The sequence below is a fragment of the Methylomonas sp. HW2-6 genome (assembly GCF_052474525.1).
Genome location: NZ_CP184124.1, coordinates 1,348,053 through 1,372,397 on the forward strand (window position 1 = coordinate 1,348,053; position 24,345 = coordinate 1,372,397).

General features: G+C 53.5%; 25 protein-coding genes and 1 pseudogene. 24 read left to right on the plus strand and 2 right to left on the minus strand.

What is annotated here, in order from left to right:
* The first annotated feature begins 6 nt into the window (after window positions 1-6).
* The 3 genes from cmoA to ACH518_RS07180 all read left to right on the plus strand — a co-directional run bounded on the left by cmoA (window position 7) and on the right by ACH518_RS07180 (window position 2,138).
* Window positions 7-738 carry a carboxy-S-adenosyl-L-methionine synthase CmoA gene (gene cmoA, locus ACH518_RS07170; RefSeq protein ID WP_140910517.1) on the plus strand — a complete coding sequence of 244 codons (732 nt, stop codon included), beginning with the start codon at window positions 7-9 and terminating at the stop codon, window positions 736-738.
* The gene (gene cmoB / locus ACH518_RS07175) at window positions 732-1,700 is read left to right on the plus strand and encodes a tRNA 5-methoxyuridine(34)/uridine 5-oxyacetic acid(34) synthase CmoB (protein ID WP_445372407.1); all 969 of its coding nucleotides are present in this window, start codon (window positions 732-734) and stop codon (window positions 1,698-1,700) included. The genes cmoA and cmoB overlap by 7 nt, the downstream gene beginning before the upstream one ends.
* A gap of 126 nt (window positions 1,701-1,826) precedes the next feature.
* Window positions 1,827-2,138 carry a ComEA family DNA-binding protein gene (locus ACH518_RS07180; RefSeq protein ID WP_445372408.1) on the plus strand — a complete coding sequence of 104 codons (312 nt, stop codon included), beginning with the start codon at window positions 1,827-1,829 and terminating at the stop codon, window positions 2,136-2,138.
* Between the two features lie 102 nt (window positions 2,139-2,240).
* Here ACH518_RS07180 and ACH518_RS07185 read toward each other — a convergent pair whose 3' ends face one another.
* On the minus strand, window positions 2,241-2,588 hold the full coding sequence (locus tag ACH518_RS07185; protein WP_140910514.1) for a phenylpyruvate tautomerase MIF-related protein: 348 nt from the start codon (window positions 2,586-2,588) through the stop codon (window positions 2,241-2,243).
* 18 nt (window positions 2,589-2,606) lie between these two features.
* Window positions 2,607-3,119 (minus strand): RNA 2',3'-cyclic phosphodiesterase, encoded by a 513-nt coding sequence (thpR, locus tag ACH518_RS07190; RefSeq protein WP_445372409.1) that lies wholly within the window; start codon window positions 3,117-3,119, stop codon window positions 2,607-2,609.
* Window positions 3,120-3,458: 339 nt separating this feature from the next.
* Here thpR and hxlA point away from each other — a divergent pair, with 339 nt between their 5' ends.
* From hxlA to ACH518_RS07295, 21 genes and pseudogenes are all read left to right on the plus strand, one after another.
* A complete protein-coding gene (hxlA, locus tag ACH518_RS07195; protein WP_260839145.1) occupies window positions 3,459-4,106 on the plus strand; it encodes a 3-hexulose-6-phosphate synthase in 648 nt (215 codons plus the stop codon).
* Between the two features lie 3 nt (window positions 4,107-4,109).
* Window positions 4,110-4,643, plus strand: a complete 534-nt coding sequence (gene hxlB / locus ACH518_RS07200; protein WP_054763862.1) for a 6-phospho-3-hexuloisomerase — start codon at window positions 4,110-4,112, stop codon at window positions 4,641-4,643.
* 190 nt (window positions 4,644-4,833) lie between these two features.
* Window positions 4,834-6,852 (plus strand): annotated as a pseudogene (gene tkt, locus ACH518_RS07205) (transketolase); the annotation flags it as partial.
* Between the two features lie 90 nt (window positions 6,853-6,942).
* The gene (locus ACH518_RS07210) at window positions 6,943-7,638 is read left to right on the plus strand and encodes an LPXTG cell wall anchor domain-containing protein (protein WP_445372977.1); all 696 of its coding nucleotides are present in this window, start codon (window positions 6,943-6,945) and stop codon (window positions 7,636-7,638) included.
* 249 nt (window positions 7,639-7,887) lie between these two features.
* Window positions 7,888-8,877, plus strand: a complete 990-nt coding sequence (locus ACH518_RS07215; protein ID WP_445372410.1) for a transaldolase — start codon at window positions 7,888-7,890, stop codon at window positions 8,875-8,877.
* Window positions 8,878-8,981: 104 nt separating this feature from the next.
* Window positions 8,982-10,058: a class II fructose-bisphosphate aldolase gene (fbaA, locus tag ACH518_RS07220; RefSeq protein WP_140913614.1), complete on the plus strand. Its 1,077-nt coding sequence runs from the start codon at window positions 8,982-8,984 to the stop codon at window positions 10,056-10,058.
* Between the two features lie 284 nt (window positions 10,059-10,342).
* The gene (locus ACH518_RS07225; protein ID WP_445372411.1) at window positions 10,343-10,885 is read left to right on the plus strand and encodes a flagellar basal body-associated FliL family protein; all 543 of its coding nucleotides are present in this window, start codon (window positions 10,343-10,345) and stop codon (window positions 10,883-10,885) included.
* Window positions 10,886-11,869 (plus strand): flagellar motor switch protein FliM, encoded by a 984-nt coding sequence (gene fliM / locus ACH518_RS07230; RefSeq protein ID WP_140913616.1) that lies wholly within the window; start codon window positions 10,886-10,888, stop codon window positions 11,867-11,869.
* A 19-nt stretch (window positions 11,870-11,888) separates the two neighbouring features.
* Window positions 11,889-12,341, plus strand: coding sequence for a flagellar motor switch protein FliN (fliN, locus tag ACH518_RS07235; RefSeq protein ID WP_140913617.1), 453 nt, complete (start codon window positions 11,889-11,891; stop codon window positions 12,339-12,341).
* Window positions 12,342-12,346: 5 nt separating this feature from the next.
* Window positions 12,347-12,790, plus strand: coding sequence for a flagellar biosynthetic protein FliO (gene fliO, locus ACH518_RS07240; protein WP_445372978.1), 444 nt, complete (start codon window positions 12,347-12,349; stop codon window positions 12,788-12,790).
* Complete coding sequence (gene fliP, locus ACH518_RS07245) at window positions 12,777-13,532, plus strand: flagellar type III secretion system pore protein FliP (RefSeq protein ID WP_445372412.1); 756 nt, start codon at window positions 12,777-12,779, stop codon at window positions 13,530-13,532. Before fliO ends, fliP begins: the two co-directional genes overlap by 14 nt.
* An 8-nt stretch (window positions 13,533-13,540) precedes the next feature.
* Window positions 13,541-13,810 carry a flagellar biosynthesis protein FliQ gene (fliQ, locus tag ACH518_RS07250; RefSeq protein ID WP_445372413.1) on the plus strand — a complete coding sequence of 90 codons (270 nt, stop codon included), beginning with the start codon at window positions 13,541-13,543 and terminating at the stop codon, window positions 13,808-13,810.
* Complete coding sequence (fliR, locus tag ACH518_RS07255) at window positions 13,807-14,583, plus strand: flagellar biosynthetic protein FliR (RefSeq protein WP_445372414.1); 777 nt, start codon at window positions 13,807-13,809, stop codon at window positions 14,581-14,583. The genes fliQ and fliR overlap by 4 nt, the downstream gene beginning before the upstream one ends.
* Window positions 14,584-15,711, plus strand: a complete 1,128-nt coding sequence (flhB, locus tag ACH518_RS07260) for a flagellar biosynthesis protein FlhB (RefSeq protein ID WP_445372415.1) — start codon at window positions 14,584-14,586, stop codon at window positions 15,709-15,711.
* Between the two features lie 18 nt (window positions 15,712-15,729).
* The gene (gene flhA / locus ACH518_RS07265; protein ID WP_445372416.1) at window positions 15,730-17,826 is read left to right on the plus strand and encodes a flagellar biosynthesis protein FlhA; all 2,097 of its coding nucleotides are present in this window, start codon (window positions 15,730-15,732) and stop codon (window positions 17,824-17,826) included.
* Between the two features lie 18 nt (window positions 17,827-17,844).
* Entirely contained in the window at window positions 17,845-19,266 is a 1,422-nt protein-coding gene (gene flhF / locus ACH518_RS07270) for a flagellar biosynthesis protein FlhF (protein WP_445372417.1), read from the plus strand.
* A gap of 31 nt (window positions 19,267-19,297) precedes the next feature.
* Window positions 19,298-20,131, plus strand: a complete 834-nt coding sequence (locus ACH518_RS07275) for a MinD/ParA family protein (RefSeq protein WP_222101925.1) — start codon at window positions 19,298-19,300, stop codon at window positions 20,129-20,131.
* On the plus strand, window positions 20,128-20,874 hold the full coding sequence (locus ACH518_RS07280) for an RNA polymerase sigma factor FliA (RefSeq protein WP_445372418.1): 747 nt from the start codon (window positions 20,128-20,130) through the stop codon (window positions 20,872-20,874). The genes ACH518_RS07275 and ACH518_RS07280 overlap by 4 nt, the downstream gene beginning before the upstream one ends.
* Window positions 20,875-20,976: 102 nt before the next feature.
* Entirely contained in the window at window positions 20,977-21,351 is a 375-nt protein-coding gene (locus ACH518_RS07285) for a chemotaxis response regulator CheY (RefSeq protein WP_445372419.1), read from the plus strand.
* Window positions 21,352-21,367: 16 nt separating this feature from the next.
* Complete coding sequence (locus tag ACH518_RS07290) at window positions 21,368-22,093, plus strand: protein phosphatase CheZ (protein ID WP_445372420.1); 726 nt, start codon at window positions 21,368-21,370, stop codon at window positions 22,091-22,093.
* A gap of 11 nt (window positions 22,094-22,104) precedes the next feature.
* Window positions 22,105-24,336: a chemotaxis protein CheW gene (locus tag ACH518_RS07295; protein WP_445372421.1), complete on the plus strand. Its 2,232-nt coding sequence runs from the start codon at window positions 22,105-22,107 to the stop codon at window positions 24,334-24,336.
* Window positions 24,337-24,345 lie beyond the last annotated feature (9 nt).

Genomic DNA, 24,345 nt, shown 5'->3' on the forward strand with positions numbered 1-24,345 from the left:
CTGTTCATGTCATCCCTCAAAGATTCTCTTTACGCCAATCCGCTTGGCGAAGTCGGCGCATTTAAATTCGATGAAGCCGTGGTCAAGGTGTTTCCGGACATGATTCAGCGTTCGGTGCCCGGCTATCCGGCGATTATCTCGGCCATCGGCCTGTTGGCTGGCCGCTTTGCCAGGGATGACAGCGTTTGCTTCGACTTGGGCTGTTCTCTGGGGGCGGCGAGTCTGGCTATGCGGCGGCAAATCACCGCGAAGAATTGCCGTGTCGTGGCCGTCGATTGTTCTGAAGCAATGGTCGAGCAGTGCCGGAAAAATCTAGCGGACTCTGCGGTCGCGGGGGTGGATGTGGTGTGTGCCGACATTCGCGACATCCCGATCGAGAACGCGTCGGTCGTGGTGTTGAATTTTACGCTGCAATTTATTCCGTTGGCGGACCGGGAGGCTTTCTTGGCCAAGCTCTATGGTGGATTGCTGCCCGGCGGAATTTTGATTTTGTCGGAAAAATTGGCGTTCGACGATACGCGGCAACAGGAATTGCAGACCGAGATGCACCACTTGTTCAAAAAGGCACAGGGCTACAGCGAGCTGGAAATCAGCCAAAAGCGCAGTGCGCTGGAAAACGTGCTGATTCCGGAAACGTTTGCAGTGCATCGGCAGCGCTTGGTTTCGCTAGGCTTTTCCAGTGTCGAGGTCTGGTTCCAGTATTTCAACTTCGCATCGATGATTGCTTTGAAATGCTAGGTTACGACGATTTGTACACCTCACTACGGGAGGCGGGCGACCGGGTTTGGGGTGAGAGTTTGCCCGGACAATTGGCTGCGGCGTTTAACGATGCCGCGCACGGCGATTTGCCGCGTTGGCGCCAGGTGGTTGATGATTTGCCGCGTTACCCGGCCTCCAGTATCGATTTGGCGAATGCGGTGCGGATCGGTGTCGATTCGGATATTTCCGATGTTGCCAGACAGCAATTGCGCGAACAGCTGATGAAGTTGCATCCTTGGCGGAAAGGGCCTTACCGGATATTTGGTATCGATATCGATACCGAATGGCGTTCCGATTGGAAATGGGAGCGGCTGAAAAATGGGATCGCTCCGCTGTCAAACCGGGCTGTGCTCGACGTCGGCTGCGGTAATGGTTACCACTGTTGGCGAATGCTGGGAGCCGGGGCGCGGATGGTGGTTGGCATCGATCCTACCTTGCTCAGCGTGATGCAGTTTCAGGCGATACGTAAGCTTCACGGGCCGGCGCCGATTTACGTCTTGCCGCTGGGGATCGAAGACGTGCCGGCCAATTTGGGATGGTTCGATACCGTGTTTTCGATGGGGGTGTTGTACCACAGGCGCTCGCCGATCGATCATTTGTTGGAATTGAAAGGTTGTTTGCGGCCGGGCGGCGAATTGGTTCTGGAAACGCTGGTGGTCGAGGGTGACGAGCGCCAAGTTTTGCTGCCGGCCGGCCGTTACGCGCAAATGCGCAACGTCTGGTTTTTGCCCAGTTGTCAGGCGCTGGAGTTATGGATGCAGCGTTGCGGTTATAAGGATATTCAGTTGCTGCATGTCGGCAAAACCACGGTCGAGGAGCAGCGCAGTACGGAATGGATGCGGTTTCATTCCTTGGCCGATTTTCTCGATCCGGGCTCTCCCAAGTTGACCAGCGAAGGTTTGCCGGCGCCGATGCGGGCGATTCTGAAGGCTAGCGTTTAAATATAGGTTGGCAATTCTAAATTATTGTAATTCGACAATAACACTCTAGAATTGCCTAGCTTGAAAAATGCGCCGACATGGGTTCGGTTTTTTCAGGCAGTCAACCATTAAAACGGGAGTCCAAATATGAAAAAATTATTTACCATTTTGATGTTATGTTCCTTCTCTGTGTTTGCCGAGCCGATTGACATCAATCGAGCGGATGCCGAGACCATCGCTAAGGAGTTAACCGGAATCGGGCCGAAGAAAGCGGAAGCGATTTTGCAGTACCGAAAGGAACATGGAGATTTTAAGACGCCAAAGGATCTGGAAAATGTCCCTGGTATCGGTGCAAAAACGGTTCAGCAAAACGAGAAGAACATAATATTCGGCGATTCAGCGGCAGCGGAAAAGCCAGCGAAACCGGAAAAGCCGGCAGAACCGAAAAAAGCCAAATAGGCGCCTGATTTCAGGCTCTTGATTGAATTGCGTTGCGGCTGGTGCCGCAACCGATTGCTCCGCCCCCTGGAGGTCGATCGGCTGTTTTATAGGGGGCGGGCTTTAGCCGAAAGTGCCGCCGTTCCAGCCCCAAAATTCCGCCGGACAATTACTGAACTCGATATAAATCCGATCCGGCTTGATCTCCAGTTTATTTGACAGGAGCTGGCACAGCTCTGCGGCTAAGTTTTGTGCTTGGTTTTTGGTCAAGCCGATACTTTTGCATTCCAAATAGGCCAGGGGCTGGTCGTTGCCGGCGAAAAGCATCGAGCCCTCGCTGGCCAATTGAACCATCACGTAGCGTTCGGGTTTACCGGTCTCGGTTGCGACAAGTTTGGATAATTCGCCGAGTAATTCCTTGGCTTGCTCGACATTTACTGGGGAGTTGGTGTTGAGTTTCAGATAAGGCATGCGCTCTCCTTCACGAGTTTATGCATTGATGTCGTGCCATCGTTCGACGATCCGGTATTCTACGCCCGAAGGGGTATGGAGGGATTCTGCCAGGCAAAATCCGTTCGATTGCCACAACACAGGGGTTATGTTCAATTCGGGGTTGCAGCGGGCTTTTTTGGTTAACGTGGCATGTGGTTTGTAAGGCCGGCAGTCGGTAACAATGCCGCTTCGGTCGGCAATCTTAGCCAGTTCGGTGTGGAATCGCACGAAGTTTGGGTCGAAAGCGCTGGCTGTCAGGCACAGGACTTTCGGTTTTTCCCAGAAATCTAGTCGGTCCAATACAAGCTCGGTTGGAATATCTTTGAGTTTGGCCGCTTCCAGCGTCAACTCTGCCTGTTGCTTGGCGTTGACGTTGCCCAAAAACAGCAAGGTAACGTGCAGATTGTGTGTTGCAACCGGTTTGCCGCAACCAGCCCGTTGTTTGCAAACGGCTGCGCATGCCGAACGCGTGGCCGGAGTGGGCCAAAGTGCAAAAAACAGGCGTCTCAATCAGCCATCCTCCTGTGTCCGAAGTGTAGTGTCGAAGTGTGCGGTTTGTTGCCGAGTTTTGCAATTCCGGTTTGGCAATAACGCGATCGATTGCGGTGTAGTTCCGAGGTGCGGGGTGAGAAGGGTTTTTAGTGGCATGCGATCTCTCCGTTACGCAAATGTAGCATTTCAATTGCGTCGTCAGCCTATATGGCGCTTGCGGTTGCTAAGGATTGACATACCTGCTGTTTCTATCTTACAGTTACAGATGCATCACACGTACGTGACAAGCCTAGCGGGTTGTGGCAATTTGCAAGAATCGGCTATTACTAAAAATTAAAAACTTTCGGAGCACATCACATGGCAAGACCATTAATTCAAATGGCGTTGGACTCACTGGATTTCAACCAAACTGTGGCATTGGCTGACCAAGTCGCCCCTTATGTCGATATCTTTGAAATCGGTACCCCTTGCATCAAATATAACGGCGTCAACCTAGTGAAAGAGTTGAGAAACCGTTACCCAGACAAATTGTTGTTGGTCGACCTGAAAACCATGGACGCCGGCGAATACGAAGCAGGCGCTTTCTACGCAGCTGGCGCAGATATCTGCACCGTATTGGGCGTATCCGGTTTGGCTACCATCGGTGGCGTAATCAAAGCGGCAAAAAAATATGCTGCGGAAGTACAGGTTGACCTGATCAACGTGCCAAGCAAATCCGAGTGCGCACGCGAATCAGCCAAACTGGGCGCGCAAATCATGGGTGTTCACACCGGTCTGGACGCGCAAGCGGCTGGTCAAACCCCATTCACCGACTTGAATGAAGTCGCTTCTTTGGGTTTGAACGTTCGCGTTTCTGTTGCTGGCGGTATCAAACCGGCAACCATCGACCAAACCGTTAAAGCCGGTGCCAATATCATCGTCGTCGGTGCGGCTATTTACGGTGCGCCATCACCTGCCGAAGCGGCTCGTGAAATCCGTGAATTGGTTGACGCGGCGGCGGTGTAAGCCATGCATCAAGAGTTAATCATAAACAAAATTTCCAGCATTCTGGAAGCTACACCCGATTCGCACGACAAAGCTTTGGTCGATATGCTGGATCAAGCCAAGAGAATCTTCGTCTCTGGTGCCGGTCGCTCGAAGCTTGTTGGTAATTTCTTCGCCATGCGCTTGATGCACGGCGGTTATGACGTCAGTGTTGTTGGGGAAATTGTAACGCCGAGCATTAAAAACGGTGATTTGTTAATCATCATTTCCGGTTCGGGCGAGACAGAGCAATTGATCGCGTTTACCAAAAAAGCGAAAGAAGTCGGCGCTAAAATCGTATTGATTTCAGCCAAGGACGACTCGACTATTGGCGATATGGCGGATATTACGCTGCAAATCGGCCGTTCCGAGCAATACGGCAAAGTTAAAGGCATGCCTATGGGTACTGTGTTTGAATTGTCCACCTTGCTGTTTTTGGAAGCTACCATTTCTCACGTAATTCACGAGAAAGGTATTCCCGAAGAGGAAATGAGATCAAGACACGCCAATTTGGAATAATTGCGTATAGCCTACGGTCTGGCGCAGCCTGCCGTAGGCCCAACAGATAACAAGTGGGCGTCAAGGTGATACCGATTCCAGCAGTCTAAGAGCAAGAGTGTGGTATTGGTCTTCCTTGAAATTTACCAAGCCTCAGCCAGAGCAGCGTTTGACACCACAAACGTGCACTTAAAATAACAAGTTAAAGGAGACCAACATGCCTTCGCGTCGAGACTTAGCGAACGCCATCCGCGCACTTAGCATGGACGCGGTACAAAAAGCCAATTCAGGACACCCTGGAGCCCCGATGGGGATGGCCGATATCGCCGAAGTACTGTGGAACGATTTTCTGAACCACAACCCCAATAACCCGAAATGGGCCAACCGCGACCGCTTCGTGCTGTCCAACGGTCACGGCTCCATGCTGATTTACTCATTGTTGCACCTGTCGGGCTACAACCTGCCGATCGACGAACTGAAACAGTTCCGTCAACTGCATTCCAAAACCCCGGGCCACCCTGAATACGGCTATACCGACGGCGTCGAAACCACCACCGGCCCGCTGGGCCAAGGCATCACCAATGCCGTCGGTTTCGCCATCGCCGAACGCGCCCTGGCCGGCCAATTCAACCGCCCCGGTCATGACATCGTCGACCACCACACCTACGTATTCCTGGGTGACGGCTGCCTGATGGAAGGCATCTCCCACGAAGCCTGCTCGCTGGCCGGCTCCATGAAACTGGGCAAACTGATCGCCATCTACGACGACAACAACATCTCCATCGACGGCGAAGTCCGCGGTCACGGCGACGTCACCGGCTGGTTCCTGGACAACACCCCGGCCCGATTCGAAGCCTACGGCTGGCACGTCATCCCCAAAGTCGACGGCCACGACCCGGAAGCGGTGAAAAAAGCCATCGAAGAAGCCAAAAAAGTCAGCGACAAACCGTCCATCATCTGCTGCCAAACCATCATCGGCTTCGGCTCGCCGAACAAACAAGGCAAAGAAGAATGCCACGGCGCTGCGCTGGGTGAAGCCGAAGTGGCTGCGACCCGCGAACAACTGGGCTGGCCGCACGCCCCGTTCGAAATTCCGGCCGACATCTACGCCGGATGGGACGCCAAAGCCAAAGGCGACCGTTTGGAAAGCGCCTGGAACGCCAAATTCGCCGCCTACCAAGCCGCGCATCCGGAACTGGCCGCCGAATTCGAACGCCGCATGGCCGGTGAACTGCCGAAAGACTGGAGCGAAAAAGCGAACGCCTTCATCGCCGACGTCAACGCCAAAGCTGAAACCATCGCCAGCCGCAAAGCTTCGCAAAACACCCTGAACGGCTTCGGCCCGTTGCTGCCGGAACTGCTGGGCGGCTCCGCCGACCTGGCCGGCTCCAACCTGACCCTGTGGAAAGGCTGCAAAGACATCAACGCCCCCGGTCACGACGGCAACTACGCCTACTACGGCGTGCGCGAATTCGGCATGAGCGCCATCATGAACGGCATCACCCTGCACGGCGGCTTCAAAGCCTACGGCGCCACCTTCCTGATGTTCAGCGAATACGCCCGTAACGCCCTGCGCATGGCCGCCCTGATGAAAGCGCCGACCATCTTCGTCTACACCCACGACTCCATCGGCCTGGGCGAAGACGGTCCGACCCACCAACCGATCGAACAAACCGCCACCTTGCGCATGATTCCGAACATGCACGTCTGGCGTCCGTGCGACGCGGTCGAATCGGCGATTTGCTGGAAAGCGGCGATCGAACGCCAAGACGGCCCGAGCACCCTGATCTTCTCACGGCAAAACCTGCCACACATGACCCGTAGCCAAGCCCAGATCGACGCGATTGCCAAAGGCGGTTACATCCTGAAAGACAGCAACGGCACCCCGGATGCGATCATCATCGCCACCGGCTCCGAAGTCGAACTGGCCGTCAAAGCCGCCGAAGCGCTGGCCGCGAAAGGCAAAAACATCCGCGTGGTGTCCATGCCGTCGACCAACGTGTTCGAAGCCCAGGACCAGGCCTACAAAGACAGCGTACTGCCAGCGAGCGTGACCAAACGCGTCGTGGTCGAAGCGGGCGTGACCGACAGCTGGTGGAAATATGCCGGCAGCCAAGGCCGCGTGGTGGGCATGGACCGTTTCGGCGAATCGGCCCCGGCCGGCCAGCTCTTCAAAGAGTTCGGCTTCACCGTGGACAATGTCGTCGCTAACGTCGAAGCCGTTCTTTAATTTTGATAATCAGTAGGCGAAGCTCCGGCTTTTGAAATATCAAATGGCCGGGCTTCTCTTTTCCAACAGCTATAGGTGAAAGACGTGAAAATGAATGAATTGACAAAAGGCGTAATGGCGGCGTTATTGCTGACCAGTTCCGTAGCAATGGCAGAGTCGGATTATCCGGCGGCTGATTATCAGCCAAAAGTTCTGTATACCAATCCGGATTACAAACCGGAAGCAGCTCCCGCCGCTAAAGCAGCCGCGCCTGCGCCGGCTGCTAAAGCTGTAGAAGTCGTAGAAAACGATCCAAATTATCCTGCGACCAATTTCCAGCCCAAAGTAGTTTTCAGCGACTCGGCTTATAAACACGATAAGACCGCTCCGCAAGCACTTGGTGCCCGTTCGTCTTCCGCATCGTCTGCGTCGGCAGCGAGCAGCGACGCTAGCGAGGAGGTAAGTTCAAGTGCCGGAGAAAAAGGTTCGTCCAACAACAGTTTGTTGGGCTTGGTCGCCTTGGCCGCTGTTGGCTTCTTCCTGTTTAACAAGAAAGGTGGAGCCGGTTCCGCATCCGGCGGTGGTTCAGACGCGACTTACGGCGATGCTAGCGGCTCTACAGGCGTCGAAAAATATATCGACAGACTGGGTATTAATAAAACCGGCGTTGCTAAGTATTTGGAGAAACAAGACTCCACTCCTGCAACCGGTGTTGCTAAATATATGGCGAAGCAAATCATCAAGGACAGAGAAGGCGCTGCGGCGAAAGCCACAGGCGTGGAAAAGTATTTGCGCGATAAAGTGTAATTTATCGCGAATTATTCTTAGGTAGAAGTCCGGTGGGATGATTGTCCCGCCGTTATCTGCGGAATCGCCACTTAGCGTGTTTTGGAGAGCCGAATGGCCTCAAAATATGTCAAGTGGCGATTCAGTCTCATATACCCAATTTTGGAAAAACTCCCCATCAAGCATCAAGTGCGAATCGGTAGCTGAAGCGTTCCAGTTCAGCAACGGTTTTGCCGACGCAAAGGGAATACATTAACCGAGGATATTTTTATGGCAAAAAACTTATTAGAACAACTTCGTGAAATGACTGTCGTGGTGGCCGACACCGGCGACATTCAAGCAATCGAAACTTTCAAGCCGCGCGATGCGACTACCAACCCATCTTTGATTACCGCTGCAGCACAAATGCCACAATATCAAGGCATCGTCGACGATACCTTGAAATCGGCTCGCGCAACTTTGGGCGCTAGCGCTTCTCCTGCGGAAGTCGCTTCCTTGGCTTTCGATCGTCTGGCGGTTTCATTCGGTTTAAAAATACTGGAAATCATTGAAGGCCGCGTTTCAACCGAAGTTGACGCTCGTTTGTCTTACGACACCGAAGGTACTCTGGCCAAGGCTCGCGACATTATCGCTCAGTATAAAGCTGCCGGTATCGACACCGAGAAACGGATTCTGATCAAGATCGCTGCGACTTGGGAAGGCATTCAAGCTGCCGCGGTGCTGGAAAAGGAAAACATTCACACCAACCTCACCCTGCTGTTTGGCATGCATCAAGCGATCGCGTGCGCTGAAAACGGTATTCAGCTGATCTCGCCTTTCGTCGGCCGTATCCTGGACTGGTACAAAAAAGACACCGGTCGCGATTCTTACGCACCGGCTGAAGATCCAGGTGTCTTGTCGGTAACTGAAGTTTACAACTATTACAAAAAATTCGGCTATAAGACTGAAGTAATGGGTGCAAGCTTCCGTAACCTCGGCGAAATTACCGAACTGGCTGGTTGCGATTTGTTGACCATTGCGCCTTCCTTGCTGGCTGAGCTGCAATCTGTTGAAGGCGAACTGCCGCGCAAACTGGATCCGGCCAAAGCTGCGTCCGCTTCTATCGAGAAAATCAGTGTTGATAAAGCGACTTTCGAGCGTATGCACGAAGAAAACCGCATGGCAAATGAGAAATTGAAAGAAGGTATCGACGGTTTCGCCAAGGCATTGGAAACTCTAGAGAAATTGTTGGCCGACCGTTTGGCGGCGCTGGAAGCGTAAGCGCTGTAATCGCGCACAATCAATGTTGTGCGCGACTTAAGTTGATATGCAAGGCCGCCGAATCGAGTACGCGGCCTTTGTTCATTGTTATATAGGTAAAATTCATGGCAAAAATTTTAGATGTAGTAAAACCTGGCGTCGTCACCGGTGAAGATGTGCAAAAAGTCTTTGCGATCTGCAAAGAAAACAAATTTGCACTGCCAGCGGTTAACGTAATCAGCACCGATACCATTAACTCCGTTTTAGAAGCGGCGGCCAAAGCCAAATCACCTGTTATCGTCCAGTTTTCCAACGGCGGTGCGGCGTTTGTTGCCGGCAAAGGCTTGAAATTGGAAGGCCAAGGCTGTTCGATTCACGGTGCAATCTCCGGCGCGCACCATGTTCACCGGATGGCGGAACTCTATGGCGTGCCTGTGATTTTACATACCGACCATGCCGCTAAAAAATTGCTGCCTTGGGTAGACGGTATGCTGGATGAAGGTGAAAGACATTTCGCAGCGACCGGCAAACCGCTATTCAGCTCGCACATGTTGGATCTTTCCGAAGAAAGCCTGGAAGAAAATATCGAAATTTGCGGTAAATATCTGGAGCGCATGTCGAAAATGGGCATGACGCTGGAAATCGAATTGGGTTGCACCGGCGGCGAAGAAGACGGCGTCGATAACAGCGGCATGGACCACTCTGCGTTGTACACCCAACCGGAGGATGTTGCCTACGCTTACGAGCGCTTGAGCAAAATCAGCCACCGCTTCACCATTGCCGCATCATTCGGTAATGTTCACGGCGTGTACTCGCCCGGTAACGTTAAACTGACCCCAAAAATTTTGGACAACTCGCAAAAATACGTGTCCGAAAAATTCGGCCTGCCGAATAACTCATTGACCTTTGTCTTCCACGGCGGCTCGGGTTCTTCTCCGGAGGAAATCAAAGAATCCATCAGCTATGGTGTCGTCAAAATGAATATCGACACCGATACCCAATGGGCTTCATGGGAAGGTGTAATGAACTATTACAAGAAGAACGAAGGCTATTTGCAAGGCCAAATCGGCAATCCGGAAGGCGCCGATAAGCCGAACAAAAAATACTATGATCCTCGAGTATGGCAACGCGCCGGCCAAGAAGGCATGGTTGTCCGTCTGCAGCAAGCGTTCCAAGAACTGAACGCCGTCAACTCTTTGTAACAAGTGCTATCCAGCTGCAAAAGCATTCTGCTTTTGCAGCTTCCCGCTTACTCGTCGTTGGCAATTAGTCAAATTGTTGACGATCCGTTCCGTCAGTCCATGCTGTCTCAGCACGCTAAATTCGGTTTTGTAGCCTCGCCGTATTCGTTCGGCCGACTATACTATCATTCTAAAACCATGATTTTTCTTGTATGATCGAAAAACACTGAGTCGGCATACTCTTGGTTTTCGGTTTGACCAATAACGTGGCATGCGTTGTGCTTTAAGAGTAAAAAAGGTGAAAAATGGCTGAAACTCAAGGAAAAGACGAAGGAAAAAAATCATCCAAAAAACTGATAATCATTATTGCGGTGGTTGTCTTGGCGTTGGGTGGCGGTGGAGCCGCTTATTTTTTCTTGGCCAAACCGGCCGAGAATGGCAAAGAAGCGGCCGAGGCAAAACATGGCGAGGATAAACATGCCGAGTCGTCCGCGCATGAAGCCGAAACGGATCACGACAAGCCGGCCGAGCCCGATGTGTATTATGCGTTTCCTACCCCCCTACTGGTCGACTATCCGAGCGGGGCGAGTGCCCGGGTCATCAAAATTTCGCTGACCGTTTTAACCAAAGGCGAAGCCAGCATAGAAGCCATGAAAAAACACGAGCCGATGATCCGGAACAATTTACTGATGGTCATTAGCTCGGTGGGTGCCGACAAAGCGAAGACATTGGAAGGTAAGCAGGAATTGCGGGCAATGATGCAACAAGAGATTGGCAAGGTTTTGGAAAAGATGGCAGGCAAGAATACGCTTAAAGAAGTCTATTTCACTGATTTCATAATGCAATAAATGTCTACCGCCGATTTACTCTCCCAGGATGAAATTGATGCGCTGCTGCACGGCGTAGACGACGGCGATGTCGAAACGGCGGCCGACGACGACGAACGCGGTCGCGGGGCGACCAGACTTTACGATTTCAATAGCCAAGAACGAATCGTTCGCGGCAGGATGCCGACCTTGGAAATGGTCAACGAGCGTTTCGCTCGCCATTTCCGTATCGCATTGTTTAACTTTTTGCGCCGTGCGGCCGAGATATCGGTATCCGGGATACAGGTACAGAAGTTTTCCGAATTCATTCAGGGTTTGTTCGTTCCGACCAATTTGAACGTGATCAGGATGTCGCCATTGCGCGGCCGGGCGTTGATTGTGATGGAACCGCGCTTGGTATTCACTGCCGTGGATAACTTTTTTGGCGGTGGCGGCCAGTTTTACAACAAGGTCGAAGGTCGCGAGTTCACGCCTACCGAGATGCGGATCATCCGCTTGATTATCGACATGATTTTCAAGGACTTGGCTGAAGCCTGGAAGCCGGTGATGGATGTCGAGTTCGAATACATTAATTCCGAAGTAAACCCGCAATTTGCCAATATCGTCAGCCCTTCCGAGATCGTAGTCATATCGACGATACACGTGGAATTGGAGGGCGGCGGCGGCGACATCAACATCGCGATGCCGTATTCGATGATTGAGCCGATCAGAGAGTTATTAGACGCTGTCACCAGCGACCGAGGAGAAGTCGATGGTCGTTGGCAGGAATCGTTACGGGTCGAAATCATGCGTAGCGAAGTCACATTGAACAGCAAATTAGTTGAAAAAGAAATGTTTATCAGCGAAGTCATCGCGCTTAAAAAAGGCGATGTAATACCGATCGAATTGCCGGAGACCGTGTTGTTGGAGGTTGAGAACGTGCCGGTATTTCGCGGTAAGCTAGGCTTGTCGGATGGCAATTATGCTATTGAAATTATTGACAAAATGACGCTCGATAATATTTGAGACATGGGAAGGGATTGAGATGAGCGAGAACGACGAAATTGGTGACGATTGGGCCGCGGCCATGAACGAGCAGGCGGAAGCCGAAGCGGAAGCGGATTGGGGCGATGCCTTGAAGGAACAAGCGGCTGTGTCGAAGGGGTCAAGCGGCTATTCCACCGCCGAATTTCCGGACTTGGGCGACAGTAAGCCCAAGCCGACCGCTGGCGGCGAAGAGGTGAAGCTGGACGTAATTTTGGATGTGCCGGTTACCGTGTCGCTGGAAATCGGCAGAACCAAGATCAATATCCGTAACCTGTTGCAGCTTAACCAGGGTTCGGTAGTGGAATTGGACCGTTTCGCGGGAGAACCGATGGACGTGCTGGTTAACGGGACGCTTGTGGCCCACGGCGAGGTGGTTGTGGTAAACGACAAATTCGGTATCCGTTTGACCGATATTATCAGCCCTTCGGAACGGGTGCGAAAACTGGGTTGAGTATTGTGCAAAGTCTGGCAAGGTTGATATTTGCGATGGGGCTGGTGTCCTGTGCTTGGGCCGAAGACTTGCCCACCGCGCCCAAGGCGGGGGCCAAACTCGTGACCTCAGCGGACGTGGCGCAATGGGTGTTGGCCTTGCTGTTGGTGTTGGCGCTGTTTTTGTCGTTGGCCTGGGCGCTGAAAAAAACCGGGGGATTGGGTTTTACCGGCAAAAACAAATTAGCGGTACTGGCTGGGCTGTCACTGGGCTTGAGGGAAAAGCTGATTTTGGTCCGCGTCGGCGAAAAAGAATTATTGTTAGGTGTCAGCAGCGGCCGTATCGACAAATTACTCGAGTTGGAAGGCGAGCAACGCTTATTCGCCGACCAGTCCGACCCGCAAAGTGTCAGCCCGTTTGCGAAGAAATTATTGCAAGCCATGCAAAGTAAAGCTGATGAACGGGCCTAGTAAGCTGATTTTGGTTTTGCTGGGAGGCTGCGGATTACTGTGGGCTGCGGGGGTGCAGGCGGTGCCCGGTGTGGATGCGATTACGGTGACCAGTAATTCCAAAGGCGGCGAAACCTATACGGTCACAATCCAGATTTTGGCGCTGATGACGCTATTGACGCTGCTGCCGGCGTTATTGTTGTCAATGACCGCGTTTACCCGGGTCATGATCGTGTTGGGGCTATTGCGGCAGGCGATTGGCGCAGCGCAAGCTCCCAGCAACCAAGTCTTGCTGGGGTTGTCGTTATTCCTGACGATTTTCATTATGACCCCGGTGCTGGACAAGGTGAACGAAACCGCGGTACAGCCTTACCTGGAAGAAAAGATCGATGCAGTCACCGCGTTGCAAAAGGCGTCGGAACCTTTCAAACAATTCATGTTAAAGCAAACGCGCGAGGCGGATTTGGATACCTTCGTCCGGATATCCGGCCGCGAGCAAATCAACAAACCCGAAGACGTGCCGTTTTCGTTGTTGGTGCCGGCATATGTCACCAGTGAATTGAAAACCGCATTTCAGATCGGCTTTCTGATTTTCCTGCCGTTTCTGGTGATCGATCTGGTTGTGGCCAGCGTACTGATGTCGATGGGGATGATGATGCTGTCGCCTATGATCGTGTCCTTGCCGTTTAAAATCATGTTGTTCGTGCTGGCCGACGGTTGGACCATGGTCATGGAAATGCTGGCGGCCAGTTTTTACGTGTAGGCCTGAATGTGACTCCGGAAACGATCTCAAACGTAGCGCAGGACACGGTATTGATCGGCCTGAAACTGATGGGGCCGATATTGATCGCTTCCCTGGTCGTGGGCTTGCTGGTTTCGATGTTTCAGGCGGCAACCTCGATCCAGGAGCAGACTCTGACCTTCATCCCCAAGTTGGTCGCGATTATCGTGGTACTAATGATTGCGGGTCCGGGGATGCTGCAAATGCTGATCGATTATTTCCAGGACTTGATGCGCGATATTCCCTCCTTGATCGGATGAACGTCACCGAAAACGAGATATTGGGCTATCTCGCCGGTTTCATCTGGCCATTCTTTCGCATTAGTTCGATGTTCATCACCATCCCGGTTTTCAGCGTTAACGCCTTGCCGGCCCGGGTCCGCGTGATCGCCAGCCTGCTGATCACTTTGGCGATATTTCCGACTTTGCCGACCATGCCGACAATCGACGTATTCGGTTACCAAGGTTTACTGGTCGCCGTCCAACAGGTTGCCCTGGGCGCTACTGCCGGCTTCATTCTGCAAATGGTGTTTTCAATCATGCTGTTCGCCGGTCAGGCCATCGCCTACAGCATGGGGCTTGGCTTCGCCTCGATGGTCGATCCGGTCTCGGGCGTGCAAGTCCCGGTCGTGGCGCAATTGTTCGTGATCAGCGGCAGTCTGTTGTTTTTGGCCGTGGACGGTCATTTGCTGTTGATCGAAATGCTGGCGCAAAGCTTCCATACTCTGCCGATTGCGGCAACCGGAATCGGAAAAGCCGATTTGTGGCGGGTGGCGTTATGGGGCGGCACCATATTCGCCGATGGCTTATTGTTGGCAATGCCGGTGATGGCAGCGTTGCTGTTCGTCAATATCAGTTTTGGCGTGGCTTCCAAAGCTGCGCCGCAATTGCAGATTTTCGGCGTCGGCTTTCCGGTAACCATCATGTTGGGGATGGTCTTGATTTGGGTAGGATTACCGACCTTGCTGGAAGTCTTCGCCGATATGTTGCACCAGGGCTTCGCGTTGGTGAACGAGTTGTTGAGGTTGCAGTAAGTGGCGGAAGAATCCGGTCAGGACAAAACCGAAGACCCCACCGGCAAGCGGCTAACCGACTCGCGTAAAAAAGGCCAGGTTCCCCGCTCCAAAGAACTGAATACCTTTGTCACGCTGATGGTCAGTTCGGCGCTGTTCTTTTATGCCGGCCAGGGCATGTGGCATGGTTTGTTGGAGGTGATGAAGCGGCCGCTGCGAGTATCGCGCGAGCAAATTTTCGACCCGGTGACCTTGACCACCTACCTAAAAACGGCTTTTGCCGACGGCGTTTGGATCATTCTGCCGTTCTTGGCGGTGTTGGCGGTTTTCGATTTGCTGGCGGCGACGCTGTTGGGCGGCTGGAACTTTACCAGCGAAGGCTTTGCCTTTAATTTCGCCAAATTGAATCCTTTGGCCGGTGTCAAAAAAATTCTCGGCGTCCAGGGTGTGGTCGAATTGGTCAAGGCGGTGTTGAAGACCGTATTGGTGGCGCTGGTGGCGTGGAATCTGTTCAAATGGAATTTCGACGAATTCATGGCATTGAGCAGGCTGCCGATTGCGCAGTCGGTGCAGCAGGCCGGCGAAATGATATCGGTCTCGCTGCTGATTTTAAGCGCCACGTTCGTGTTGCTGGTGATGTTGGATGCGCCTTACCAACTGTGGAATTACCAGCGGCAACTGAAAATGACCAAGCAGGAAGTCCGCGACGAATCCAAGGAGCAGGAGGGCAGTCCGGAGGTCAAAGGCCGGCAACGGCGGCTGCAAATGGAAGCGGCGCAACGGCGGATGATGGACGCAGTTCCCAGTGCGGATGTCATCGTTACCAATCCGACCCATTTTGCTGTTGCATTGAAATACGAACAGAGCGGCAACGGAGCGCCGGTGCTGGTCGCCAAAGGCGTCGATTTGATTGCCGCGCAGATCCGGCAGTTGGCGATAGGCGCCAAAGTGCCGCTGGTAGCGGCGCCGTCGTTGGCCCGCGCTTTGTACTATTCCACCGATTTGAACCGGGAAATCCCGCGCGGCCTGTTTTTGGCGGTCGCGCAGGTATTGGCCTATGTTTACCAATTACGCGCTTCCTCTCAATACGGCTGGATCAAGCCGGTGCCGCCGGGCGACGTCCCGGTGCCCGATGATTTCAAACAATAGCGCCTTACCGAGCCCGTTATGGATTTCAGCAAATTAACCAATGCCTTGAAAATGGTCACCGGCCTCGGCCTGGGTGCGCCGCTGCTGATCATCATGCTGTTGTCGCTGTTGATCCTGCCGCTACCGCCGTTCGTGCTGGACCTGTTTTTTACCTTCAACATCGCGTTTTCGCTGATTATCCTGCTGGTGGTGGTTTACACCCTGAAGCCGTTGGAATTCGCCTCGTTTCCGACCGTGATTCTGATCGCGACGTTGCTGCGGTTGGCGTTGAACGTGGCGTCGACCAGGGTTGTGCTGATTCGCGGCCACGAGGGCGGCGATGCGGCCGGCAAAGTGATCGAGGCGTTCGGCTCGTTCGTGATCGGTGGCAATTTTGCAGTCGGTATCGTCGTGTTTGTGATCCTGATCGTGATCAATTTCATGGTGGTGACCAAGGGTGCCGGGCGGGTGGCCGAAGTCAGCGCGCGGTTTACCCTGGACGCGATGCCCGGCAAGCAAATGGCGATCGACGCGGACTTGAATTCCGGCCTGATCAATCAGGACGAAGCCCGGGCCCGGCGCGAAGAGGTGGCCGCCGAGGCCGACTTCTACGGTTCTATGGACGGTGCCAGCAAATTCGTGCGCGGCGATGCGGTGGCCGGCATCATCATCATGTTCGTTAACATGATCGGCGGGTTGGCGATCGGTGTTGGCCAACACGGCATGAGTTTCTCCGATGCGGCCAACGTCTATGTGTTGTTGACGATTGGCGACGGCTTGGTCGCCCAGATTCCGTCCTTGTTACTGTCGGTGGCCGCGGCGATGGTCGTAACCAGGGTACGCGGCGCCAAACAGGACATCGGCAAGCAATTGACCTCGCAGATGTTCGAGGACCCGAAAACCCTGTTGGTCACCGCGGCAGTGATGGGCTTGCTCGGCATCATTCCCGGCATGCCCAATTTGGTATTCATCCTGCTGGCGTCGACTTTGGCCGGCGGCGCTTATTTGATTGATCGCCGCCGCAAATTGGAGGAGGAAACCGCCTTGGCGGCGGTGAATATCGCCTCGCCGCAAGCGGCTAAGACCGAAATCAAAGAGCTCGGATGGGACGATGTGATGCCGGTCGACGCGATCGGTTTAGAGGTTGGCTACCGGCTGATTCCGCTGGTGGACCGCAACCAGGGCGGCCAGTTGATGATGCGGATCAAAGGCGTGCGCAAGAAATTGTCGCAAGAACTCGGGTTCCTGATTCCGTCGGTACATATTCGCGACAACCTGGATCTGGCGCCCACGGAATACCGGATTTCGTTGATGGGGGTCAGCGTCGGCGAGGCCAATATCATGCCGGAAAAAGAAATGGCGATTAACCCCGGTCGGGTGTTCGGCAGTTTGCCTGGTGCGCCTTGCAAGGACCCGGCTTTCGGTTTGGATGCGGTCTGGATAGACGGCAATCAAAAAGACCAGGCGCAGACTCTGGGTTACACAGTGGTCGATCCGAGCACCGTCGTCGCCACTCATCTCAGCCATGTCTTGCAAAGCAATGCCCACGAACTGTTCGGTTACGAAGAGGCGCAGCAGTTACTGGATAACCTGGCCAAGCTGGCGCCGAAGTTGGTCGAGGATTTGGTGCCGAAAACCCTGCCGTTGGGCGTGTTGGTAAAAGTGTTGCAAAACCTGCTGCAAGAGCGGGTCTCGATTCGGGATATGCGCACGATCGCCGAAACTTTGGCGGAGTACGGGGTCAAGAGTCAAGATCCGGACATCTTAACTTCGGCGGTGCGTGCCTCGTTAGGCCGGTCAATTGTGCATGAAATCAATGGGGTACAGGTTGAAATTCCTGTTATTACCCTCGATCCAGGATTGGAACAGATATTGCATAAGTCATTGCAAACGGCGGGCGAGAGCGGGGCCGGCTTGGAGCCGGGTCTGGCCGAGCAGATGCACAAATCCCTGGAGGACAGTGCGCAGCGGATGGAAATGGAAGGGCAAGCACCGGTTTTGCTGGTGTCTTCCTTCATCCGTCCTTGGTTGGCTCGCTTCGTTCGCCATTCGATACCGGGGCTACATGTGCTGGCTTATAACGAAATTCCCCAAGATCGGCAGATCAGGGTGGTTTCGACAGTGGGGCAGCGTTAATAAAACAGAGGTTGCGCAATGAAAATAAAACGCTTTTTTGCAGCAGACATACGGCAGGCCATGCGCATGGTCAAAGAAGAATTGGGCGCCGATGCGGTGATTATGTCCAACAAGTCGGTGGACGGCGGTGTCGAAATCGTGGCGGCCCGCGATTTCGACGAGCAGGTGATCCACCGGAATCTGAAACAGCGCGAGGAAGAAAAGGCGCCGGCGCCGGCGCCGGTGCGCGAACCGAAGAAAGTCGATTTGCCCGATTTCGATGGTGACAAAAAACCGTTACATGTGTTGCCCAGCGCCAGAAAACGTAATGCGGACGGTTCGCTGCCGGAAAATCCGATTCGACGCCACATGGACCAGTACATCGGCTACGCTGAAAAACTCCAGGTCGGCAATAGTCAGGCGCAGAAAATAGCTGAAAAAGTCCGTCCTGCGGAAAAACCGGCTTGGGCCGGCGCCGACCCGAAATTGAAACCGGCGCCGCTCGATCCGCGGCCGGTTCAAGCCACTGCGCCGGACAAATTCATCCACGAAATGCGCCAGGAAATGAAGGAACTGCGCAGTATGTTGGACGCCAAGCTGTCCGGTATCGTCATGCAAATGCCGCAGCATGGTCAGACCATGCACGAGGAATTGCGCGAACGTCTGGGTGACTACGGTTTCTCCAGACATTTGTCCGGCAAAATTGCCAACCGCCTGGGTAGCCATAAAAACCTCGAGTTGGCGATGGATAAGGCCAGAGAAATGTTGGCCGGGCTGGTGCCGATTGCCGACGATCGCTTGCTGGAGCAAGGCGGTATCGCGGCGTTGGTCGGCTCTACCGGCGTCGGCAAAACCACGACTGTCGCCAAATTGGCGGCACAATTCATTCTAAAGCACGGCTCCCGCCAAATCGCATTGATCACCACCGATAATTACCGGATCGGGGCTCATGAGCAAATTAACACCTACGGCAGAATTCTGGATGTCCCGGTGCGAGTGGCCGGCGATGCGGAAGAGTTGCGTCGGCACATCGATAGCTTTGCCGACAAACGCCTGATTTTGATCGATACGGCCGGCATGAGTCAGCGCGATATGCGGTTGGCCGAACAGCTGAAAACTCTACAACACGGCGATTTGCCGATCCGTTCTTACCTGGTGATGTCGGCAACGACGCAATACAAAGCAATGCTGGAAATTATGGATGCGTTCCGAATACTCGAGCCACAAGCGACTATACTTACCAAGATGGACGAGGCTGTCAGTAAGGGAACTGCGTTGTCGGCTGTTATCGAACGGCGGATGCCGGTGTCGTTTATTACCGATGGCCAACAAGTACCGGAGGATATTTATCAGCCGGAAGCCGACACCTTGATTCGGCAGTGCATGAGCGGTAGCGAAGGCGACAGTCCGTATGGCGGCGAATTGAATTACGGCGAGTGGTTGGCGGAAAGCCATGCATAAGCCATTCGATCAAGCAGCTGGAATAAGACAGATGAGACATATGAAACCGGTACGAGTGATCGCCGTGACTAGCGGCAAGGGCGGGGTAGGCAAAACCAACCTTTCCGTGAATATTGGCGTGGCGCTGGCCAAGATCGGCCGGCGGGTCGCCATACTCGATGCCGATATGGGATTGGCCAACGTAGACATTCTATTGGGCCTGTTTCCGGAATTTAACTTGTCGCACGTACTGAACGGCGAGAAAAGCTTGCAAGACATCATGATGACCGGTCCTGCCGGGCTGAAAATTATTCCGGCGTCTTCCGGGATACAACGTATGTCGGATCTGTCCAGTGTCGAGCAGGCCGGTGTAATTCGCGCGTTCAGCGAGATCGATAGAGAACTGGACGTGCTGATTGTCGATACCGCGGCCGGCATTTCGGCCAGCGTGGTCAATTTCGCCCGCGCCTGCCAGGAAATTATCGTCGTGGTTTGCGACGAACCGACTTCGCTGGCCGACGCCTATGCTTATATCAAATTGCTGAACCGAGACTACGGTTTAAACAGCTTTCACATTATTACCAACATGGTGCAGTCGGCAGAGCACGGCCAGGCGTTGTTCAATAAATTGAGCAAGGTGACCGACCGCTACCTGGACGTGGCTTTGCAATTTGTCGGCGCGGTGCCGCAAGACGAATACTTGAAAAAATCGGTGCAAAAACAGGTGCCGGTGGTGGAAGCATTTCCGCAAAGCAAAGCGGCACTGGCAATCAAAAATTTGGCGAGAAAGATCGACCATTGGCCGATCAAACCGAAAGCTGGCGGCTACTTGGAGTTTTTTGTCGAACGCATGATCCAGTACAGCGCAAAAGAGGACGTTGCATGAGTGGAGCGGCAATGTATGCGGCCGTACAGTCCGCAAATATTGACGCTTTAGTGGCGCAGCATACGCCATTGGTAAAACGGATTGCCTACCACTTGATGGGCCGCTTGCCGGATACGGTACAGCTCGACGATTTGATCCAATCCGGCATGCTGGGGTTGCTGGAGGCGCTGAAACATTACGACGCCGGCCAGGGTGCCAGCTTCGAGACCTATGCCGGCATTCGGATTCGCGGTGCGATGCTGGACGAATTGCGCCGCTCGGACTGGACCCCGCGTTCCGTACATAAAAAGGCGCGCATGGTTGCGGAAGCTATACGCGAGCTTGAGAATTCCTTGGGACGCGACGCCAAGGATGCCGAAGTCGCCAAGCATATGGGGATCGATCTGGGCGAATACCACCAGATTTTGCAGGACGCAGTGTCTTGTAAGACCTTTAGCGTCGAAGAATTGATCCAGGGCGAAGACAGTATCATCGACGATGTTCAAGGCCATCACCAGCCGGATGAACTATTGTTACAGCAGAGTTTTCGCAAGGCCTTGGCCAAAGCGATAGCGGAATTGCCGGAGCGGGAACGTCTGGTGATCTCGCTTTATTACGATGAAGAGCTAAATTTACGTGAGATCGGCAAGGTTCTCGATGTCAGCGAGTCGAGAGTCAGCCAAATCTGCAGCCAAGCCATGTTGCGCTTGCGTGCTAGGCTTGCGGATTGGATAGAACGGAAAGATAATGAAAAGTCCTGCTAAATTGCGGTTATTTCAAGGTTTTTTTCGTGAGTTTCGGCAATTTGCCTGGTTGTTTCTTAATAAATAATGTGATCTGGGTGGAGATTTTCCTTGGATAAAAATATGCGCATTCTGATTGTCGACGATTTTTCGACAATGCGGAGAATAGTAAAAAACTTGTTAAAAGATCTCGGTTTTACCAACACGGTAGAAGCGGACGACGGTAAATCCGCGCTGCCAATTTTGGAAAAAGGCGGGATCGATTTCCTGATTACCGACTGGAATATGCCCGGTATGACCGGCATAGACCTGCTTAAGGCGGTCAGATCGACGCCGAGTCTGGCCAATCTCCCTGTTCTGATGGTGACCGCCGAAGCCAAACGCGAGCAGATCATCATGGCTGCGCAAGCTGGCGTAAACGGGTATGTGATCAAACCGTTTACGGCTGCGACGTTGAAAGAAAAAATCGAAAAGATTTTCGAACGTATCGACGGCTAACACCAGGAAGCGCGCTATGAATAATGAGCTATTGCAATTGGCCCGGGAACTGGTTTCAGCCTTGGAAAAAGGTGACGAAGCGACTGCCGACCAGATTCTGGATCAGGTTGCCGGCGTCAGAGAGACGCAGTTGTTCCAGGAAGTCGGGCGCTTGACTCGGCAATTGCACGACACCATGGTGAGTTTCTCGGTCGATTCGAAGATTACCGAAATGACCGAGCACGACATACCGGATGCCAAGGAGCGCTTGCAGTATGTCATTGCGATGACCGAACAGGCCGCTAACCAAACCTTGACGGCGGTGGAAGAACTGCTGCCGGTTTCGGACGAATTGAGTAATCGGGTCAATCAACTGGCGGGACAATGGAACCGTTTTCTCGATCGGGAAATGCCGTTCGACGAATTCAAGGCCATGAGCGCCGATTTGAGCCAGTATTTCAATCAGTCGCGGCTGGAACTGGACAAAATTCAGGCGGGCTTGAACGACATCTTGATGGCTCAAGGGTTCCAGGACATCACCGGCCAAATCATTCGCCGTGTTATCGATTTGGTGCAGGATCTGGAAAACAGCATGGTCAATCTGATCAAAATTTCCAGCCGTAAAGTCGGGCCAAGTCCGCAGAAGTCGGCCCACGAGAACGAATTGCCGGGGCCGGTGGTGCCAGGTGTGGATGATAGAGAGGGCGATGTTGCGACGAGCCAGGTCGATGTCGATGACTTATTGTCTAGTCTAGGTTTTTGAGGAAAAACGTTATGGCGATCGATCTGGACGATGAAATTTTGCAGGATTTTCTGGTTGAGGCCGGAGAAATTCTGGATTTGCTGGGCGAGCAGCTGGTTGAGCTGGAACAGTCGCCCGACGATCTGGATTTACTGAATGCGATTTTTCGAGGCTTTCATACGATTAAAGGCGGTGCGGGATTTCTGGCGATTAGCGAATTGGTGGATGTTTGCCACAATGCTGAAGATGTATTTAACGTATTGCGGCAGGGCGATCGCCAAGTTACGCCGGATTTGATGGACGTGATCCTGCAAGTGGTTGATATCGTCAACGAAATGTTCGGCCAGGTCCGATCCGGCAATGCACCCAGACCTGCGGACAAAGGCCTGTTGACCCGTTTGAAGGCTTACGCCGAGCCTGCCGGACCGGGGGAGATGGCGGTAGCCGTTGAAACGCCCGTGGAGCCGGTGCCGCCGATTGTCGCGCAAAGCTCTGCGATGCAGGATTTCGACGCCATGCTGGATCCGGAGGAGTTGTTGGCCGGCGACGAATCGGCAGCCGATTCCGACGAGATTACCGAACAAGAGTTTGAAAATTTATTGGATGCGTTGCACGGTAAAGGCGGCTCGCCGACGGCAAAAACGCAACCCGCCGTATCCGCTCCAGCAGCTGCCGACGACGAAATAACCGAAGAAGAATTTGAAAATTTGCTCGATGAATTGCATGGAAAAGGCAAGTTTTCGGGTGGCGTCGAAACTGCGACAGAGCCGCAGCCAAGTACTCCGGCGGCCGACTCCGGCGACATCACTGAACACGAGTTCGATCAGATCCTTGATCAATTGCACGGCAAAGGTAAATTCGATGCCGCCAATCTGCAAACTATCGATGTATCCACAGCTCCCGCCGCTGAGCTGCGCAGCGAGGATACGCCGAGCGCAGAGCCGCCTGCTGAGCCGGTTGTTGCCAAGCCAGCCGCTCGAGCCAAACCTGAGCCGGTTGCGGTTACTCCGGTAGCTGCCGACGATGCCGAACGTCCGACCAACAAGGCTACAGCGATGGACCCAGGCCTGGATAAAGCCAAGGCCGCACCGCAAGCCGACACTACCGTGAGGGTCGACACCCAGATCCTGGACGACATCATGAATATGGTAGGGGAATTGGTGTTGGTGCGTAATCGGTTCCAGACCTTAAAGGCCAACGCCGAGGCCGGCGAACAGTTGTCCAAGGCGATATCCAATTTGGACGTGGTGACCGCCGATTTGCAATTGGCGGTGATGAAAACCCGCATGCAGCCGATCAAAAAAGTGTTCGGCCGTTTTCCGCGCGTCGTGCGCGACTTGGCGCGCAGCCTAAGAAAGGAAATTCGCTTGGAGCTGGTCGGGGAAGAAACCGATCTTGATAAAAATCTGGTCGAAGCTTTGGCCGATCCGTTGGTGCATCTGGTCAGAAACGCCGTCGATCACGGTATCGAGTCGCCGGATGAGCGGGAGGCAAAAGGCAAGCCGCGCGAGGGCGTTGTGATCCTGAAAGCCTCGCAAGAAGGCGATCACATCCAACTATCGATTAAGGACGACGGTAAAGGCATGAATCCGGATTTGTTGCGGGCTAAAGTCGTAGAAAAAGGCCTGATGGATGAAGAGTCTGCCGCGCGACTGGACGATAAGGAATGTTACAACCTGATTTTTCTGCCCGGATTTTCCACCAAGAACGAAATTTCCGACGTTTCCGGCCGCGGTGTCGGTATGGATGTCGTAAAAACCCGGATCGCGCAAATGAACGGTGTGGTCGAAATCGATTCGGTCGAAGGCAAGGGCAGCACGATCATTATCAAAGTACCGTTGACGTTGGCGATCATGCCGACGCTGATGGTGAAGTTGCGCGGTCAGGCGTTTGCTTTGCCGCTGGCCAGCGTGTTGGAAATTCTGGATTTGGATCTGAGTAAAACTAACAAGGTGGACGGCCAGTTGGTGGTTATGGTCAGGAACAAGGCCTTGCCTTTGTTCTATCTCAGCGAATGGTTGGTTAAGGATTATTACGCCAGCAGCGAAGTCCAAGCCACTAGCCACGTCGTCGTGGTCAATGCCGGCGGCCGTCATATCGGATTTGTGGTGGATCAGTTAATCGGCCAGGAAGAGGTGGTAATCAAAGCGTTAGGCGCCAAATTACACGGTCTGGAAGGGCTGGCGGGAGCGACTATTACCGGCGACGGTAAAATCGCGCTGATTTTGGATGTGCCGGGCTTGATGAAAAAGTACGCGGTTTGATCTGGCGAT

Bases quoted from the DNA above. Each gene is read 5' to 3' on its own strand.
- cmoA (WP_140910517.1), top strand. From the start codon at position 7: ATGTCATCCCTCAAAGATTCTCTTTACGCCAATCCGCTTGGCGAAGTC.
- cmoB (WP_445372407.1), top strand. From the start codon at position 732: ATGCTAGGTTACGACGATTTGTACACCTCACTACGGGAGGCGGGCGAC.
- ACH518_RS07180 (WP_445372408.1), top strand. From the start codon at position 1,827: ATGAAAAAATTATTTACCATTTTGATGTTATGTTCCTTCTCTGTGTTT.
- ACH518_RS07185 (WP_140910514.1), bottom strand. From the start codon at position 2,588: ATGCCTTATCTGAAACTCAACACCAACTCCCCAGTAAATGTCGAGCAA.
- hxlA (WP_260839145.1), top strand. From the start codon at position 3,459: ATGGCAAGACCATTAATTCAAATGGCGTTGGACTCACTGGATTTCAAC.
- hxlB (WP_054763862.1), top strand. From the start codon at position 4,110: ATGCATCAAGAGTTAATCATAAACAAAATTTCCAGCATTCTGGAAGCT.
- ACH518_RS07210 (WP_445372977.1), top strand. From the start codon at position 6,943: ATGAATGAATTGACAAAAGGCGTAATGGCGGCGTTATTGCTGACCAGT.
- ACH518_RS07215 (WP_445372410.1), top strand. From the start codon at position 7,888: ATGGCAAAAAACTTATTAGAACAACTTCGTGAAATGACTGTCGTGGTG.
- fbaA (WP_140913614.1), top strand. From the start codon at position 8,982: ATGGCAAAAATTTTAGATGTAGTAAAACCTGGCGTCGTCACCGGTGAA.
- ACH518_RS07225 (WP_445372411.1), top strand. From the start codon at position 10,343: ATGGCTGAAACTCAAGGAAAAGACGAAGGAAAAAAATCATCCAAAAAA.
- fliM (WP_140913616.1), top strand. From the start codon at position 10,886: ATGTCTACCGCCGATTTACTCTCCCAGGATGAAATTGATGCGCTGCTG.
- fliN (WP_140913617.1), top strand. From the start codon at position 11,889: ATGAGCGAGAACGACGAAATTGGTGACGATTGGGCCGCGGCCATGAAC.
- fliP (WP_445372412.1), top strand. From the start codon at position 12,777: ATGAACGGGCCTAGTAAGCTGATTTTGGTTTTGCTGGGAGGCTGCGGA.
- fliR (WP_445372414.1), top strand. From the start codon at position 13,807: ATGAACGTCACCGAAAACGAGATATTGGGCTATCTCGCCGGTTTCATC.
- flhA (WP_445372416.1), top strand. From the start codon at position 15,730: ATGGATTTCAGCAAATTAACCAATGCCTTGAAAATGGTCACCGGCCTC.
- flhF (WP_445372417.1), top strand. From the start codon at position 17,845: ATGAAAATAAAACGCTTTTTTGCAGCAGACATACGGCAGGCCATGCGC.
- ACH518_RS07275 (WP_222101925.1), top strand. From the start codon at position 19,298: ATGAGACATATGAAACCGGTACGAGTGATCGCCGTGACTAGCGGCAAG.
- ACH518_RS07280 (WP_445372418.1), top strand. From the start codon at position 20,128: ATGAGTGGAGCGGCAATGTATGCGGCCGTACAGTCCGCAAATATTGAC.
- ACH518_RS07285 (WP_445372419.1), top strand. From the start codon at position 20,977: ATGCGCATTCTGATTGTCGACGATTTTTCGACAATGCGGAGAATAGTA.
- ACH518_RS07290 (WP_445372420.1), top strand. From the start codon at position 21,368: ATGAATAATGAGCTATTGCAATTGGCCCGGGAACTGGTTTCAGCCTTG.
- ACH518_RS07295 (WP_445372421.1), top strand. From the start codon at position 22,105: ATGGCGATCGATCTGGACGATGAAATTTTGCAGGATTTTCTGGTTGAG.